This window comes from Pseudomonas sp. MWU318, from assembly GCF_016756945.1.
GTDB classification, from domain to species: Bacteria; Pseudomonadota; Gammaproteobacteria; order Pseudomonadales; family Pseudomonadaceae; genus Aquipseudomonas; species Aquipseudomonas putida_A.
The window spans coordinates 349,405-364,883 of sequence record NZ_JAESJL010000002.1 but is presented as its reverse complement, the minus strand read 5'-3'; the positions used below and the strand labels follow the sequence as shown (position 1 = coordinate 364,883).

The window sequence follows — 15,479 nt, the reverse complement described above, 5'->3', positions numbered from 1 at the left end:
GGGCCGGTACGGCAAGATCAAAAGCTTTCGGCGAGCTGACACTCGGCCATTGAGTGGTGAAAAGCATGCGCTTGGCTTTTGCTCTTCTGTGGAAGCCAGCCTGCTGGCGATGGCGGCCCGCGAGCCAACTAATTTCCGTCAGATTCACGTAATCCCTGTAGGAGCTGCCGAAGGCTGCGATCTTTTGATCTTTGGCAGAGCACTAAAGATCAAAAGATCGCAGCCTCGTTGCACTCGACAGCTCCTACAGGTAAATGGCAGGCAAAAGAAAACCCCCGACAAACCAGAAGTCTGTCGGGGGTTTCTTTTGCCTGGAAGAATCAGGCGTCTCGCAACGCCTGATCCGGCTCAGCTTATTGGCAAGCTTCGCAATCCGGCTCGTCGATCGCGCAAGCCTTTGGCACTGGCGCTGGGCCGGCCGGAGCTGCCAGAACCGAATCGTCGCCGTGGTTGCCGCCGCTGGAAACAGCGTTCAGCTTGCCGGTGTTGATGGTCGACTTCTCGGTGCTGGTCGCGGCCAGGGCACGGAGGTAGTAGGTGGTTTTCAGGCCACGGTACCAGGCCATGCGGTAGGTCACGTCGAGCTTCTTGCCCGAGGCGCCGGCGATGTACAGGTTCAGCGACTGGGCCTGGTCGATCCACTTCTGACGACGGCTGGCGGCGTCAACGATCCACTTGGTATCCACTTCGAACGCGGTCGCGTAGAGCTCTTTGAGTTCTTGCGGGATGCGCTCGATCTGCTGAACCGAACCGTCGTAGTACTTCAGGTCGTTGATCATGACCGAGTCCCACAGACCGCGAGCCTTGAGGTCGCGAACCAGGTACGGGTTGATCACGGTGAATTCGCCCGACAGGTTCGATTTCACATACAGGTTCTGGTAGGTCGGTTCGATCGACTGCGATACGCCGGTGATGTTGGCGATGGTCGCGGTCGGTGCGATGGCCATGATGTTGGAGTTACGAATGCCTTTCTGTACACGGGCGCGAACCGGTGCCCAGTCCAGGGTTTCATTCAGGTCAACGTCGATGTACTTCTGGCCGCGTTGTTCAATCAGGATCTGTTGCGAATCCAGGGGCAGGACGCCTTTGGACCACAGCGAACCGTTGAAGGTCTCGTACGCGCCGCGCTCGTCAGCCAGGTCGCAGGACGCCTGGATCGCGTAGTAGCTGACCGCTTCCATCGACTTGTCGGCGAACTCGACGGCAGCGTCGGAACCGTAAGGGATGTGCTGCAGGTACAAAGCGTCCTGGAAGCCCATGATGCCCAGACCGACCGGACGGTGGCGGAAGTTGGAGTTCTTCGCTTGCGGCACCGAGTAGTAGTTGATGTCGATCACGTTGTCGAGCATGCGCACGGCGGTGTTCACGGTGCGTTGCAGCTTGGCGGTGTCCAGCTTGCCGTCGACGATGTGGTTCGGCAGGTTGATCGAGCCCAGGTTGCAAACGGCGATCTCGTCCTTGTTGGTGTTCAAGGTGATCTCGGTGCACAGGTTCGAGCTGTGAACCACGCCGACGTGCTGCTGCGGGCTACGCAGGTTGCACGGGTCTTTGAAAGTCAGCCATGGGTGGCCGGTTTCGAACAGCATGGAGAGCATTTTGCGCCACAGGTCTTTGGCCTGGATGGTCTTGAACAGCTTGACCTTGCCCGGGTACTCGGTCAGGGCTTCGTAGTACTCGTAGCGCTCTTCGAAGGCTTTGCCGGTTAGGTCGTGCAGGTCCGGTACTTCGGATGGCGAGAACAGGGTCCACTTGCCGTCATCGAAGACACGCTTCATGAACAGGTCAGGGATCCAGTTGGCGGTGTTCATGTCGTGGGTACGACGACGATCATCACCGGTGTTCTTGCGCAGTTCGATGAACTCTTCGATGTCCATGTGCCAGGTTTCCAGGTAGGCACACACAGCGCCTTTGCGCTTGCCACCCTGGTTAACGGCTACGGCGGTGTCGTTCACCACTTTCAGGAACGGAACCACGCCTTGCGACTTGCCGTTGGTGCCCTTGATGTACGAACCCAGGGCACGCACAGGGGTCCAGTCGTTGCCCAGGCCGCCAGCGAATTTCGACAGCATGGCGTTGTCGTGGATCGCGTGGTAGATGCCCGACAGGTCGTCCGGAACGGTGGTCAGGTAGCAGCTCGACAGCTGTGGACGCAGGGTGCCGGCGTTGAACAGGGTCGGAGTCGAAGCCATGTAGTCAAAGGACGACAGCAGGTTGTAGAACTCGATCGCACGGTCTTCTTTCTGCTTCTCTTCGATCGCCAGGCCCATGGCCACGCGCATGAAGAAGATCTGCGGCAGTTCGAAACGCACGCCATCCTTGTGGATGAAGTAACGGTCGTACAGGGTCTGCAGGCCCAGGTAGGTGAATTGCTGATCGCGCTCGTGGTTGATCGCCTTGCCCAGTTTTTCCAGGTCGAAGGTGGCCAGCACAGGGTTCAGCAGTTCGAACTCGATACCTTTGGCGATGTAAGCCGGCAGTGCCTTGGCGTACAGGTCGGCCATCTCGTGGTGAGTGGCGCTTTCGGCCACTTCGAGGAAGCCCAGGCCTTCGGCGCGCAGGGTGTCCATCAGCAGGCGGGCGGTGACGAACGAGTAGTTCGGTTCACGTTCAACCAGGGTACGCGCGGTCATCACCAGTGCGGTGTTGACGTCGTTCAGGGCCACGCCGTCGTACAGGTTCTTCAGGGTTTCGCGCTGGATCAGGTCGCCATCGACTTCAGCCAGGCCTTCGCAGGCCTCGGTGACGATGGTGTTCAGGCGGCCCATGTCCAGCGGCGCGAGGCTGCCGTCGGCACGGGTGATACGGATCGACGGGTGCGCGTCGACCGCAGCTTCTACCGGCGCATGGGCTGCGCGTTCTTTCGAGCGGCCGTCACGGTAGATCACGTAGTCGCGAGCGACTTTCTGCTCGCCGGCACGCATCAGGGCCAGTTCGACCTGGTCCTGGATCTCTTCGATGTGGATGGTGCCGCCCGAAGGCATGCGACGCTTGAAGGTCGCGGTGACTTGTTCGGTCAGGCGGGCAACGGTGTCGTGGATTCGCGACGAAGCGGCAGCGGTGCCGCCCTCAACTGCGAGAAACGCTTTGGTGATAGCGACGGTGATCTTGTCATCGGTGTAAGGAACGACAGTGCCATTACGCTTGATCACGCGCAGTTGACCAGGCGCGGTGGCGGCCAGATCCGAATTCGAATCGGCGGCCTGCGGCAAGGTGCCCTGCGGGTTCTCGCGAGTTGTGTCGGTTTGCATGGGTGTCTCCACGTTCTCTATGTTTGTTTGGGCACCATCAAGGTGCCCACCGTTCCGTCCTGAAGCACTACAACCGGCACGCGCCGGGCATAACGACTTCGGGACAGTTCAGGAAGGGGGCCTTGTGGGCGCCGCTTCCATGCCGAAGTCTTCGGTTCGCGCGATACGCGTGAGACCGCATTCCTTTCGGGGAGCAGATTCGTCACTGCAACACCCGTACCGTATCGTCGTGGTCGACTGAAAAACGGTAGCCATCCGCAGGCGCGGTTTGGGCTTTCGAAAATACGTTTGGTTCAACCCGACAATGGCAATAAAAAGCCTTGAATTCACTGTCCGGTTTGTGTTTGGTTTTTTGCGAAAACCCCTACATGTAGGGGTTTTTTACGCACGGGCTACAAGATAATGCGTTTTGGGGGAGTATTGCAACGTATAGCCTGTGGATAAACCTGTGCGTAAATTGTGTGCGAAAGGGCTGATTCGCGTGTAGGCCGCGAACCTGCTGAGCTAGACCGTTTGTCACTGTTTTTCACTCGGGAAAAACGCTTCAGCGGATTTTTAAGGGCGCGAACCCTATCACAAAAAACCGCCTTGTCCGAACGCATTTGCCGACTTGTGTTCTGGCTGTACGCCGTTTATACAATCGGGCTGTGTTTACCCATTCTTATCCTCCCGAAAGATGACAAAAAGACGGGAGGATCCGAATCTGCGGGCAACCGCACACCTGTGTAGGAGCTGCCGCAGGCTGCGATCATTTGAGTTTAGAAAGCAAGATCAAAAGATCGCAGCCTGCGGCAGCTCCTACAGGGGGCAATGCGTTTCTGCCTTATTAATAAAAACAGCAAGCAGAGGTCACCGGTGGAGCAAGAAGCCTGGCAGGTATTGATAGTCGAGGACGACCAGCGTCTGGCCGAACTCACCCGCGAATACCTGCAAGCCAATGGATTGCGCGTGGAGATCGAAGGCAACGGCGCGCTGGCGGCGGCGCGGATCATCAAGGAGCAGCCGGATCTGGTGATCCTCGACCTGATGCTGCCCGGTGAAGACGGCCTGAGCATTTGCCGCAAGGTGCGCGATCGTTACGACGGGCCGATCCTGATGCTCACCGCGCGCACCGACGACGCTGACCAGATTCAAGGCCTCGACCTCGGTGCCGATGATTACGTGTGCAAACCGGTGCGCCCACGGCTGTTGCTGGCGCGCATTCAGGCCTTGCTGCGCCGCAGCGACACAGCCGAGCCGATCGCGGAAAAAAACCGTCGTCTGCAATTCGGCCCGCTGGTGGTGGACAACGCTTTGCGCGAAGCCTGGCTCAGCGACAGTGGCATCGAACTGACCAGCGCCGAATTCGACCTGCTCTGGCTGCTGGTGTCGAATGCCGGACGAATCCTCTCTCGCGAAGAAATCTTCACTGCGCTGCGCGGCATCGGCTATGACGGCCAGGATCGCTCGATCGATGTGCGCATCTCGCGCATCCGCCCGAAAATCGGTGACGACCCCGATCACCCGCGCCTGATCAAGACCATCCGCAGCAAAGGCTATCTGTTCGTCCCTGAAGCCTGTGTGGATCTGGCGTTGTGAACTCGATCTTCCTGCGCATCTATGGCGGCATGTGCGCGGCGCTGATTCTGGTGGCAGTGCTTGGTGTGCTGGCGCTGCACCTGCTCAATCAGGTGCGCAGCGAGCAATACCGCGAGCGCCTGGCCCACGGCACGTTCTCGCTGATGGCCGACAACCTGCAACCGATGAACGAAACCGAGCGCCATCGGGCGTTGTTGGTCTGGGAGCGTCTGCTGGGGATTCCGCTGGCGCTGAAGAAGTTTTCCGAGACCGATCTGGATCTCTCTCAGCGCGCCCGGGTGCAGCGCGGTCAGGCCTTGGTGGAGCAGACCGGCCCGCATGCGGCGCGAGTCTACAGACTGGTCAGTGATAAAGAACAATTGGTGCTCACCGGCGACGTGCAGCAGATCAGCGAGCAACTGGCGCGCGCGACTATTTATCTGTTGGCCGATGAACTGGTGCGTTTTCCGGTGGGCGAACAACCCAAGCGGCTGGCGCAGTTAAAGGAAGAGAAGGGCTTCGGTTTCGATCTGCGACTGGTCACGGTCAATGAAGCCGACATGGACGAAGACCAGAGTCGTCGCGTGTCCGAGGGCGATACGGTGATGGCGCTGGGCAAGGGCGGGGATTCGATCCGGGTGTTTGCCGGCATGGTCGGCACGCCTTGGGTGCTGGAGATCGGCCCGCTGTATCAGATGAATCCGTATCCGCCGCAATGGCTGGTGCTGATTGCGGCCCTGGGCCTGAGCCTGATCGGTCTGATCGTGTATCTGCTGGTGCGTCAGCTCGAACGACGTCTGCGCGGACTCGAAGCGGCAGCCACACGCATCGCCAAGGGCAGCCTGGAAACCCGCGTGCCGGCCCGCGGAGCTGACTCGGTCGGGCGACTGGCGGCAGCGTTCAACGGCATGGCTGAGCACTTGCAGCAGTTGCTGGCAATTCAGCGCGAACTGGTGCGCGCGGTGTCCCACGAATTGCGTACTCCCGTGGCGCGCCTGCGTTTCGGGTTGGAGATGATTGGCTCGGCCACCACCCCGCAAGCGCTGGAAAAATACCGTGAGGGCATGGATCACGACATCGAGGATCTCGATAAGCTGGTGGACGAAATGCTCACTTACGCGCGGCTGGAACAGGGTTCGCCAGCACTGACCTTTCAACGCATTGACCTCGATGCGCTGGTCAATCAGGTGATCGCAGAACTGGCGCCGTTGCGTGCCGAGGTCACGGTGCAACGCGGGTTATGTCTGTCGGCAGCGGATAACGACGGCGCCTGGGTCGAGGCCGAGCCGCGCTTTCTGCACCGCGCGTTGCAGAATCTGGTGAGCAACGCGATGCGCCATGCACGCTCGAACGTCACGGTGAGTTATCAGGTCGGGCAGTTGCGCTGCCGGGTCGATGTCGAGGATGACGGGCCGGGCGTACCGGAGTCGGCGTGGGAGCGGATCTTCACGCCGTTCCTGCGTCTGGATGACAGCCGCACGCGGGCCTCTGGTGGGCACGGGCTGGGGCTGTCGATTGTGCGGCGGATCATCCACTGGCATGACGGTCGGGCGCTGATCAACAAGAGCAAGAGCCTGGGTGGGGCTTGCTTCAGTTTGAGCTGGCCGAGGAATCAGGAACGCCGCTGAGTTTTGTGTTGGTTTTGCCGGCCCCAATCGCTGGCAGGCCAGCTCCCACAGTGTCCGTGGCAAGCACAGATTTTGGATACACCCCTGAAACTTGTGGGAGCTGGCTTGCCAGCGATGGGCCCTCACCGGCGCTGAAAAATCCTCAGGCAGGAATGCTGACCAGACTCAACAACTGCCCATCCTGCACACCAAACTGCGCCTCCAGCTCGGTGCCGTGACGCCATTCAGTGGACAGATCTGTCAGCAAACGCAACCGGACCTGACCCCGCTCCGTCCACTCCAGCACCTCGGCGTGCTCGAAATAAAAGCGCTTCTGCACAATCGGATACAGCGCCTTGAACAGGCTCTCTTTCACCGAAAACGTCAGGGTCACCAGCAACGCCAGTTCTTCCCGCGCACCGGCGGTCATGCGCAGCAGTTCCGCAGGCGTCAGAATCTCCCCGGCCAGGCGTTCGGCGCGCTCGGTCTCGAGCAGGTTTTCCAGATCCATGCCCAAGCCGCGCCAGTGTTGCTTGTTGGCGACAATCGCCGCCGCACGCCCGGTGCTGTGGGTGATCGAGCCGCAGATGTGCGCCGGCCATACCGGCGCACGGTCTTCGCCAATCGCCGGAATCACGCTTGAGCCTTCCAGTTGCTGCAGCGCGGCCCGGGCGCAAACCCGCCCGGCGAGAAACTCGGCCTGCCGTTTGGCGACCGAGCGCTGAATGCTCGGCGGCGGCTCGATGGCGCTGCGCTGGAAGTCATCGCCGAGCAGTTGTTTCGGATCGAAACAGGTGCTGAGCAGGACGGTGTCGGGCAACACGTTAGGCAACGGCCAGTGGGCGTCGAGCGGGGTGCAGCAGGCGGGGAGAAGCGGGCTGGAATTCATGGCGGGCATTTTGCCGGTTGGCGCGGATGCTGGGTAGAGCCAAATCCTGTATCTGGCGGCGCTAATCCTGTAGGGGTGCCGAAGGCTGCGATCTTTTGATCTTGCTTTTTAAGATCAAAAGATCGCAGCCTTCGGCAGCTCCTACAGGGTGGATGTGGATCAGCCAAAGATCTTCTGGAAGAACGCCTTCATGTCCGCCCAGGATTTTTCATCGGCGGCCTTGTTGTAACCGATATCCGGGCCACCGTGTTCACCGTGGCTCAAGCGATCGGCATCCGGATTGGTGAAGCCATGCTTGGCGCCGTCGAGGCTGACGAATGTGTAGTCGGCGCCGGCTTTGTCCATTTCACTCTTGAACGCGGTGACGTTGTCCGCGGTGACCATGCTGTCCAGCGCACCGTGCTCGACCAGAACCTTTGCCTTCACACTGCCGGGCGTCGCCGGGGTGGTGGTCGCCAGCGCACCGTGGAAACTCACCACGCCCGCCAGCGGCTCGCCCTGACGCGCGGCGTTGAGCACCACGCCACCGCCGAAGCAGTAACCGATGGCGGCGATTTTATTCACGTCGGTCTGCGGCTGCTTTTTCAGCAGATTCAACCCGGCCTCGAAACGTTTGCTGGAGGCCGCGGCATCCTGGGTCGCGGCTTGCATGAATGCCATCGCATCTTTCGGATGCTCGGTGTTCTTGCCTTCGCCGTACATGTCGATCGCCAGCGCGCTGTAGCCCAGTTCGGCGAGATCGCGGGCGCGGCGTTTGGCGTAGTCGTTCAAGCCCCACCATTCATGCACCACGACGACTCCAGGGCGTTTGCCCTTGATCGCGTCGTCGTAGGCGTAGTAGCCGATCAGTTTGGTGCCGTCGGCACTCTGGTAGGGAATCTCCTGGGTCTTGATCGCGGCGTTGGCCAGACTGCTGGCGGCGAGCAGGGCGAGGGCGAGGAACAGGCGCATGGTCGGTCTCCTTATCGAAAGTGGTCAGGACAGCCTAGTCGATTTGATTCAGTGCAGGTTCACCGAGTGTTCAGGGCAGGTACAGGGGCGGCTTGCTAACCTTGCAGCCTATCGAACAGCAATGAGAAAGTTGTCGCCTGTGCCGTCGCCTTCGCGAGCAGACTCGCCCTCACAAGTATGCTGTTGACGTTGGAGCTTTTTGATTTGCCCGGGAGAGCGTTATGAAACTGTTGGTCGTCGAAGATGAAGCGCTGTTGCGCCATCACCTGCAAACCCGCCTGACGGAGAGCGGTCATGTGGTCGAGTCCGTGGCCAATGCCGAAGAGGCGCTGTACCAGACCGGGCAGTTCAACTTCGATCTGGCGGTGATTGACCTCGGTCTGCCGGGCATGGGCGGTCTGGACCTGATCCGCCAGTTGCGCTCGAGCGGCAAGACCTTTCCGATCCTGATCCTCACCGCGCGTGGCAATTGGCAAGACAAGGTCGAGGGCCTCGCTGCCGGTGCCGACGACTACGTGGTCAAGCCGTTCCAGTTCGAAGAACTCGAGGCGCGACTCAACGCCTTGCTGCGTCGCTCCAGCGGCTTCACCCAGTCCACCATCGTCGCCGGGCCGTTGTTGCTTGATCTCAATCGCAAACAGGCGTCGCTGGATGAAGAGCCGCTGGCGCTGACCGCCTACGAATACCGCATCCTCGAATACCTGATGCGCCACCACCAGCAAGTGGTGCCCAAGGATCGCCTGATGGAGCAGCTCTATCCGGATGACGACGAGCGCGATCCGAACGTGATCGAAGTGCTGGTCGGCCGTCTGCGCCGCAAGCTCGAAGGCCCGGGCGGGTTCAAGCCGATCGACACCGTGCGCGGTCTCGGCTACCTGTTCAATGAGCGCTGCACTTGATTCGTTCTCTTCGCGTTCGTTTGATGCTCGCTGCCACCACGTTGGCGGTGTTGTTCATGCTCGGCTTGTTGCCGGCCATGCAGGGCGCGTTCAGCCTGGCGTTGCAGGACTCGATCGAGCAGCGCCTGGCCTCGGATGTGACCACGCTGATTTCGGCGGCACGTATCGAGAACGGTCGCCTGCAGATGCCGGCGCAGTTGCCTGACGAGCGATTCAACCTTACTGACGGGCGTCTGCTGGGCTACATCTATGATCGCGAGGGGCATCTGGTCTGGCGCTCCAAGGGCACAGAAGAAGGGCAGATCAACTACAAGCCGCGTTACGACGGCATGGGCAATGAGTTCGCGCGGATTCGCCAGGCCAGCGGTCAGGAATTTTTTGTCTACGACGTCGAAGTCAAGTTGCTCGGGGGCAAGAGTGCGGCATTCAGCTTTGTGACCCTGCAACCGGTGCACGAGTACGAATCGACGCTCGAAGGCCTGCGCGACAACCTTTATCTGGGCTTTGGTGCTGCACTGTTTGTCTTGCTTGCGCTGTTGTGGATTGGCCTGACCTGGAGTTTGAAAGCCTTGCGCCGGTTGAGTCAGGAGCTCGACGAAATCGAAAGCGGCACTCGTGAAAGCCTCACCGAACAGCACCCGCGCGAACTGCTGCGCCTGACCGGCTCGCTCAACCGTTTGCTGCACAGTGAGCGCCAGCAGCGCAGCCGCTACCGCGACTCCCTCGATGATCTGGCGCACAGCCTGAAGACCCCGTTGGCGGTACTGCAAGGGGTCAGTGAAGACATGGCCCAACGCCCGGAAGATCGCGATCAGGCCTGGGTGCTGCAAACCCAGATCGAGCGCATGAGTCAGCAGATCAGCTATCAACTGCAGCGCGCCAGCCTGCGCAAGAGCGGCCTGGTGCGCCATCAGGTGCGGCTGCAACCGGTGCTCAAAAGCCTGTGCGACACGCTGGACAAGGTCTACCGCGACAAACACGTGCGGGTGGCGTTCGATCTGCCGGAGCACTGCTACGTGCCGATCGAACAGGGCGCGCTGTTGGAGATGATGGGCAACCTGCTGGAGAACGCCTATCGCCTGTGCCTGGGCGAAGTGCGCATCAGCGTGCGCGAGAGCCTGGCCGGCATCGAGCTGTGCATTGAGGACGACGGCCCCGGTGTGCCGCCGAATCAGCGCGCGCGGATCCTTGAGCGCGGTGAGCGTCTGGATCGCCAGCATCCGGGGCAGGGCATCGGGCTGGCGGTGGTCAAGGACATCATCGAAAGCTACAACGCCAAGCTGATGCTCGGGGATTCGCCGATGGGCGGGGCGGCGTTCAGGATTCAGTTTCCTGCGGTTTAATTGGAAGTTGCCCTCACCCTAGCCCTCTCCCAGAGGTAGAAGGAACTGACCTGAGTGTCTCCAGAAAATGATCGACCTGAGTGATTTGCCTCGAATATGGATTCAGCAGAGAGCTTTCAGGTCGGCGTATTTATCGAGCTTCCCCCATCCAGTCCCCTCTCCCTCCGGGAGAGGGTTAGGGTGAGGGGCTTTTGACGTTAAAGCCTCACTGCTCCTGCGCCCGATACGCCCCCGGTGTCAGCCCGGTCCATTTCTTGAACGCCCGGTGAAACGCCGAGGGCTCGGAAAACCCCAACTGCTCGGCAATCTGTTGCAACGACAGGTCCGCCCGGCCCAGGTGATAAATCGCGATGTCGCGGCGCAACTGATCCTTCAATTCCTGAAAACTGCTGCCTTCCTCACGCAAATGCCGACGCAGGGTTTGCGGGCTGATGTGTAGCTGCGCGGCCACGGCTTCGAGGTCCGGCCACTGTGCGCTGTCGCGGCTGAGCAAGCGGCGCAGGCGACTGCTGAGGCTGTCGCCGTCGTCCGGGCGCGACAGCAGGTCGGCGGGTGAGCGTTCGAGAAAGTGCTTGAGGGTGCGTTCGTCCTGCAACAGCGGCATGTGCAGGTAGCGGCTGTGAAACAGCAGGCTGCTCTGCTGGGCCGAAAACACCAAAGGGCAGGGGAACAGCAGGTCGTACTCGGCACCATGCGCCGGTTTCGGATAACTGAAGGTGGCCTGCTCCAGACGAATCCGCTGGCCGATCAGCCAACTGCCGAGGCGATGCCAGATCACCAGCAGGCTCTCGCTGAGAAAGTGATCCGGGTCCCATAACTGCGAGTCATCAAGGCTCAGGCGCACCCATTCGTCTTCGCGGCTCAGGCTCAGGCGCGGAGCCTCGGGGAATAGGCTATAAAACAATAAACCGCGTTGCAGTGCCTTCTCCAGATTGCGGCAGTGGATCAGCGCGTGGCACATCATCGCGAAGCTGCCGGGCTTGCTCGGCGCGTTGCCAAAGCCCAGGTATTCGTCATCCAGCGCCAGCCACAGGCTCTGGATCAGTTGGGTGAATTGCTCCGGGGCAATCCTCGCCCGTGGTTCATCGAGCAACTCGGGGCTGATCCCCAGTTGCTGCAGCAGCGGCGAATAGTCGAAGCCCGAACGGCGTGCGCCACCGAGCGCGGCACGGGCGAAATGACTGGCGATGGTACGTTCGCGCATAAGCGGCAGATCCTTCTTCAGGCGCCGGATGGTAGCCGGGGCATGCGCAGGGCAACAAGGCGGATTTCCGCCAAATTGTAGGACGAGAACCGCTGACTTGGCGGAAATCCGCCACACTGGCGTCACCGGGCAGTGACAAAAAATACTCTGCATCCCCTGATATCAAAAGGCTTGCAGCGAATTGCACCAAAGTGGCACGGCGTTTGCGATAAGAGCGACAGAAGTGTGCGTCTATTCCGCGGGAATAGCGCTGCTCGAACAACAAATCCCTCCAGTGCAGGAGGGTTCGCAATTCAGGTTCTGCGCTCAACAGATGGATGTTGCCCGCGGGACGCTTGAGGACACTTGCAATGACGACTCGTCAGCCACTGTACAAATCCCTGTATTTCCAGGTGATCGTCGCGATCATCATCGGTATTGCCCTTGGTCACTACTACCCGCAGTTCGGTGTGGCGGTAAAGCCACTGGGTGACGGGTTCATCAAGCTGATCAAAATGATCATCGCCCCGATCATCTTCTGCACCGTGGTCAGCGGCATCGCTGGCATGCAAAGCATGAAGTCGGTCGGCAAGACCGGCGGTTACGCACTCCTATACTTCGAAATCGTTTCGACCATCGCCCTGCTGGTGGGCCTGATCGTGGTCAACATCGTGCAGCCGGGCAACGGCATGCACATCGACGTCAGCACCCTGGACGCCTCGAAAGTCGCGACCTACGTGCAGCAAGGCGCAGACCAGAGCGTAGTCGGCTTCCTGCTCAACGTGATCCCGACCACCATCGTCGGCGCGTTCGCCACCGGTGACATCCTGCAAGTGCTGATGTTCTCGGTGATCTTCGGTTTCGCCCTGCATCGCCTGGGTGACTATGGCCGTCCGATCCTCGATTTCATCGATCGCTTCGCCCACGTGATGTTCAACATCATCAACATGATCATGAAGCTCGCGCCAATCGGTGCCTTCGGCGCGATGGCGTTCACCATCGGTGCTTACGGTGTCGGTTCGCTGGTGCAGTTGGGTCAACTGATGGCCTGCTTCTACATCACCTGCCTGGCCTTCATCCTGATCGTCCTGGGTGCCATCGCCCGCATGCACGGCTTCAGCGTGCTGAAGATGATCCGCTACATCCGTGAAGAACTGCTGATCGTACTCGGTACCTCGTCCTCGGAATCGGTACTGCCACGCATGCTGATCAAGATGGAGCGTCTGGGCGCGAAGAAATCCGTCGTGGGTCTGGTGATCCCGACCGGTTACTCGTTCAACCTCGACGGTACCGCGATCTACCTGACCATGGCTGCAGTGTTCATTGCTCAGGCCACCGACACGCACATGGACATCACCCATCAGATCACCCTGCTGGTGGTGTTGCTGCTGTCCTCCAAAGGCGCAGCCGGTGTGACCGGTTCGGGCTTCATCGTGCTGGCCGCCACCCTGTCGGCGGTTGGTCACCTGCCGGTGGCCGGCCTGGCGCTGATCCTCGGTATCGACCGCTTCATGTCCGAAGCCCGCGCCCTGACCAACCTGGTCGGCAACGCCGTCGCGACCATCGTGGTTGCCAAGTGGGTGAAAGAGCTGGACACCGACGTGCTGCAATCCGAGCTGGCGTCGGGTGGTCGCGGTATCGCGGATACTCGTCCGGAAGATGACCTGGGTGTTGCTGAAGGTGCTACTCCGAGCAACGTCAAGTAATCTGAATTGGCTCCAGTGTAATGCTGGAGTCTGAGAGCCCTTGTGGTGAGGGGACTCATCCCCGATGGGTCGCGAAGCGGCCCCTTCTTAGATAGAAGGGGACTGCTGCGCAGTCCATTGGGGATGAATCCCCTCGCTACAGGGGTTTTTTATTGCCTGCGATTTGAGCATTACGGTCACTGCCGCTGATGCATCCGGTGATTGCCGTGCGCGGCAGCGCTGCCTAGGCTGGGTGTATCGCCCAAGGAGATCGCCCATGTCCGCGCCGCTGGCCTCACTGAAGATTCTGGATTTCTCGACCCTGCTGCCGGGGCCGTTCGCCTCGCTGCTGCTGGCGGACATGGGCGCCGAAGTGCTGCGCATCGAATCGCCAACGCGCATGGACCTGCTGCGGATGCTGCCGCCGCATGATCAGGGCATGTCCGCCAGCCACGCTTACCTCAATCGCAACAAGCGCAGTCTGGCGCTGGATCTCAAACAGCCGCAAGCGCTGGAGGTGGTCAGGCAGTTGCTGGGCGAATACGACATTGTCCTCGAGCAGTTTCGTCCCGGTGTAATGGAGCGTCTGGGGCTGGGTTACGAGGCGCTGAAGGCGATCAACCCGAAGCTGATTTACGTGTCGATCACCGGCTACGGCCAGACCGGGCCGTACAAGGATCGCGCCGGGCATGACATCAACTACCTGGCGCTGGCCGGTCTTTCCAGTTACACCGGCCGCGCCGACAGCGGGCCGTTGCCGCTGGGCATGCAGGTGGCGGATATCGCGGGCGGTTCGCTGCATGGGGTGATCGGCCTGCTGGCGGCGGTCATCGCCCGACAGCAGAGCGGGCAGGGCACGCATCTGGACGTGAGCATGACCGATTGCGCCTTCAGCCTGAACGCCATGGCTGGCGCCGGGTATCTGGCCTGTAGCGAGGAGCCGCACTGGGAAGACCAGATGCTCAATGGCGGCAGCTTTTACGACTACTACCGCTCGCGCGACGGGCGCTGGTTGTCGGTGGGCAGCCTGGAGCCGGGGTTCATGCAGCAACTGTGCACGGCGTTGGGCCGGCCGGAGCTGGCGGCGCAGGGCTTGTCGCCGAAACCCGAGCAGCAACGGTTATTGAAGGACGCGCTGAAAGTTGAATTCGAGAAACACGACTTTGCCGAGTTGTGCGAGCTGTTCGCCGGGATCGATGCCTGTGTCGAGCCGGTGCTGAACCTGAGCGAGGCGGTGCAACATCCGCAGTTGCAGGCGCGGGAGCTGGTGACCCAGGTGCCGCGTGGGGACGGTACGACGCAAGCGCAGCTAGCCTGTCCGCTGAAATTCTCCGAAGCGCTGCCGGCGCCGCGACATGTCGGGGCGGGGTTGGGGCAGCATACTGAGCAGGTGTTGGGGGAGTTGGGGTTTGATGCTGAGCGGATTGCTCAATTGCGGGCGGCCAAAGTAATTCTCTAGCGTCTGTACCGGCCTCATCGCTGGCAAGCCAGCTCCCACAGTTTTTCGGGGTGTTCACAGACTCTGTGTCCGACACAAAACCTGTGGGAGCTGGCTTGCCAGCGATGAGGCCCTCCAATGCTGCAACGAACCGACTATTCGACGCGCATCTCACCACTGAACACCAAGGTGTTGCGGCATCTACGGCATAAATACCGTCGCCCTTGGCGCACCAGGCTATGGCGCTGCGCCGAAAACGGAAAATCACTGTCGGCGCACGGGCATTTGTAGATGTAGCGAGTCACGCTGCGGCGTTTGATTGCGTAGGTGTGGCAGCGATCCGGCGGCAGCTCGTAAACCCCGCGCATGATCAGTTGCCACTCCTCGCCATGCGGCTGGATGCGGTCGCCGAACAGTTGGTGGGCGATCAGGTGCGCGACTTCGTGGGCCACGGTCTGCTTGAGGAAATGTTCGGTGTTTTCCCGGTACAGCTGCGGGTTGAAGCGCAGCAGGTTCTCGTGCAGATGCGCGACACCGGCTTTTTGCCCGCGCAGCTTGAGGCTGACGACCGGGCGTTGGAAATGACGTTTGAAAAAGGCTTCAGCGAGTTGGTAACAGTCTTCGACGCGGGTATTGAGTTGCTCGGGCATGCTTGATGGATCTCCAGAGGCGTCGAGTA

At 60.5% G+C, this 15,479-nt stretch carries 11 protein-coding genes; 6 read left to right on the top strand and 5 right to left on the bottom strand.

Annotated elements, in window-relative coordinates:
* Nucleotides 1–353 precede the first annotated feature (353 nt).
* Nucleotides 354–3,248, bottom strand: a complete 2,895-nt coding sequence (locus JN524_RS05675) for a ribonucleoside-diphosphate reductase subunit alpha (protein ID WP_202368776.1) — start codon at nt 3,246–3,248, stop codon at nt 354–356.
* 855 nt (nt 3,249–4,103) lie between these two features.
* On the opposite strand from JN524_RS05675, the gene JN524_RS05670 reads away from it, so the two are divergent.
* On the top strand, nt 4,104–4,826 hold the full coding sequence (locus tag JN524_RS05670) for a response regulator (RefSeq protein ID WP_202368775.1): 723 nt from the start codon (nt 4,104–4,106) through the stop codon (nt 4,824–4,826).
* Nucleotides 4,823–6,433, top strand: a complete 1,611-nt coding sequence (locus tag JN524_RS05665; RefSeq protein ID WP_202368774.1) for an ATP-binding protein — start codon at nt 4,823–4,825, stop codon at nt 6,431–6,433. Before JN524_RS05670 ends, JN524_RS05665 begins: the two co-directional genes overlap by 4 nt.
* Before the next feature lie 142 nt (nt 6,434–6,575).
* On the opposite strand, the gene JN524_RS05660 is transcribed toward JN524_RS05665, so the two are convergent.
* Both JN524_RS05660 and JN524_RS05655 read right to left on the bottom strand, forming a co-directional pair.
* On the bottom strand, nt 6,576–7,301 hold the full coding sequence (locus tag JN524_RS05660) for a 4'-phosphopantetheinyl transferase family protein (RefSeq protein ID WP_202368773.1): 726 nt from the start codon (nt 7,299–7,301) through the stop codon (nt 6,576–6,578).
* A 159-nt stretch (nt 7,302–7,460) separates the two neighbouring features.
* Nucleotides 7,461–8,252: a dienelactone hydrolase family protein gene (locus tag JN524_RS05655; RefSeq protein ID WP_202368772.1), complete on the bottom strand. Its 792-nt coding sequence runs from the start codon at nt 8,250–8,252 to the stop codon at nt 7,461–7,463.
* Between the two features lie 221 nt (nt 8,253–8,473).
* On the opposite strand from JN524_RS05655, the gene JN524_RS05650 reads away from it, so the two are divergent.
* Together JN524_RS05650 and JN524_RS05645 are read left to right on the top strand one after the other, a co-directional pair.
* Nucleotides 8,474–9,151, top strand: a complete 678-nt coding sequence (locus JN524_RS05650; RefSeq protein ID WP_098965096.1) for a response regulator transcription factor — start codon at nt 8,474–8,476, stop codon at nt 9,149–9,151.
* A complete protein-coding gene (locus tag JN524_RS05645; protein ID WP_202368771.1) occupies nt 9,148–10,494 on the top strand; it encodes an ATP-binding protein in 1,347 nt (448 codons plus the stop codon). The genes JN524_RS05650 and JN524_RS05645 overlap by 4 nt, the downstream gene beginning before the upstream one ends.
* A gap of 205 nt (nt 10,495–10,699) precedes the next feature.
* Here JN524_RS05645 and JN524_RS05640 read toward each other — a convergent pair whose 3' ends face one another.
* Entirely contained in the window at nt 10,700–11,698 is a 999-nt protein-coding gene (locus JN524_RS05640) for an AraC family transcriptional regulator (protein WP_202368770.1), read from the bottom strand.
* Nucleotides 11,699–12,048: 350 nt separating this feature from the next.
* Here JN524_RS05640 and JN524_RS05635 point away from each other — a divergent pair, with 350 nt between their 5' ends.
* Both JN524_RS05635 and JN524_RS05630 read left to right on the top strand, forming a co-directional pair.
* A complete protein-coding gene (locus JN524_RS05635; protein WP_027612291.1) occupies nt 12,049–13,383 on the top strand; it encodes a dicarboxylate/amino acid:cation symporter in 1,335 nt (444 codons plus the stop codon).
* A gap of 256 nt (nt 13,384–13,639) precedes the next feature.
* Nucleotides 13,640–14,821 (top strand): CaiB/BaiF CoA transferase family protein, encoded by a 1,182-nt coding sequence (locus tag JN524_RS05630; RefSeq protein WP_202368769.1) that lies wholly within the window; start codon nt 13,640–13,642, stop codon nt 14,819–14,821.
* Nucleotides 14,822–14,955: 134 nt separating this feature from the next.
* On the opposite strand, the gene JN524_RS05625 is transcribed toward JN524_RS05630, so the two are convergent.
* Nucleotides 14,956–15,450: a SprT family zinc-dependent metalloprotease gene (locus tag JN524_RS05625; RefSeq protein WP_003227192.1), complete on the bottom strand. Its 495-nt coding sequence runs from the start codon at nt 15,448–15,450 to the stop codon at nt 14,956–14,958.
* Nucleotides 15,451–15,479: the final 29 nt, after the last annotated feature.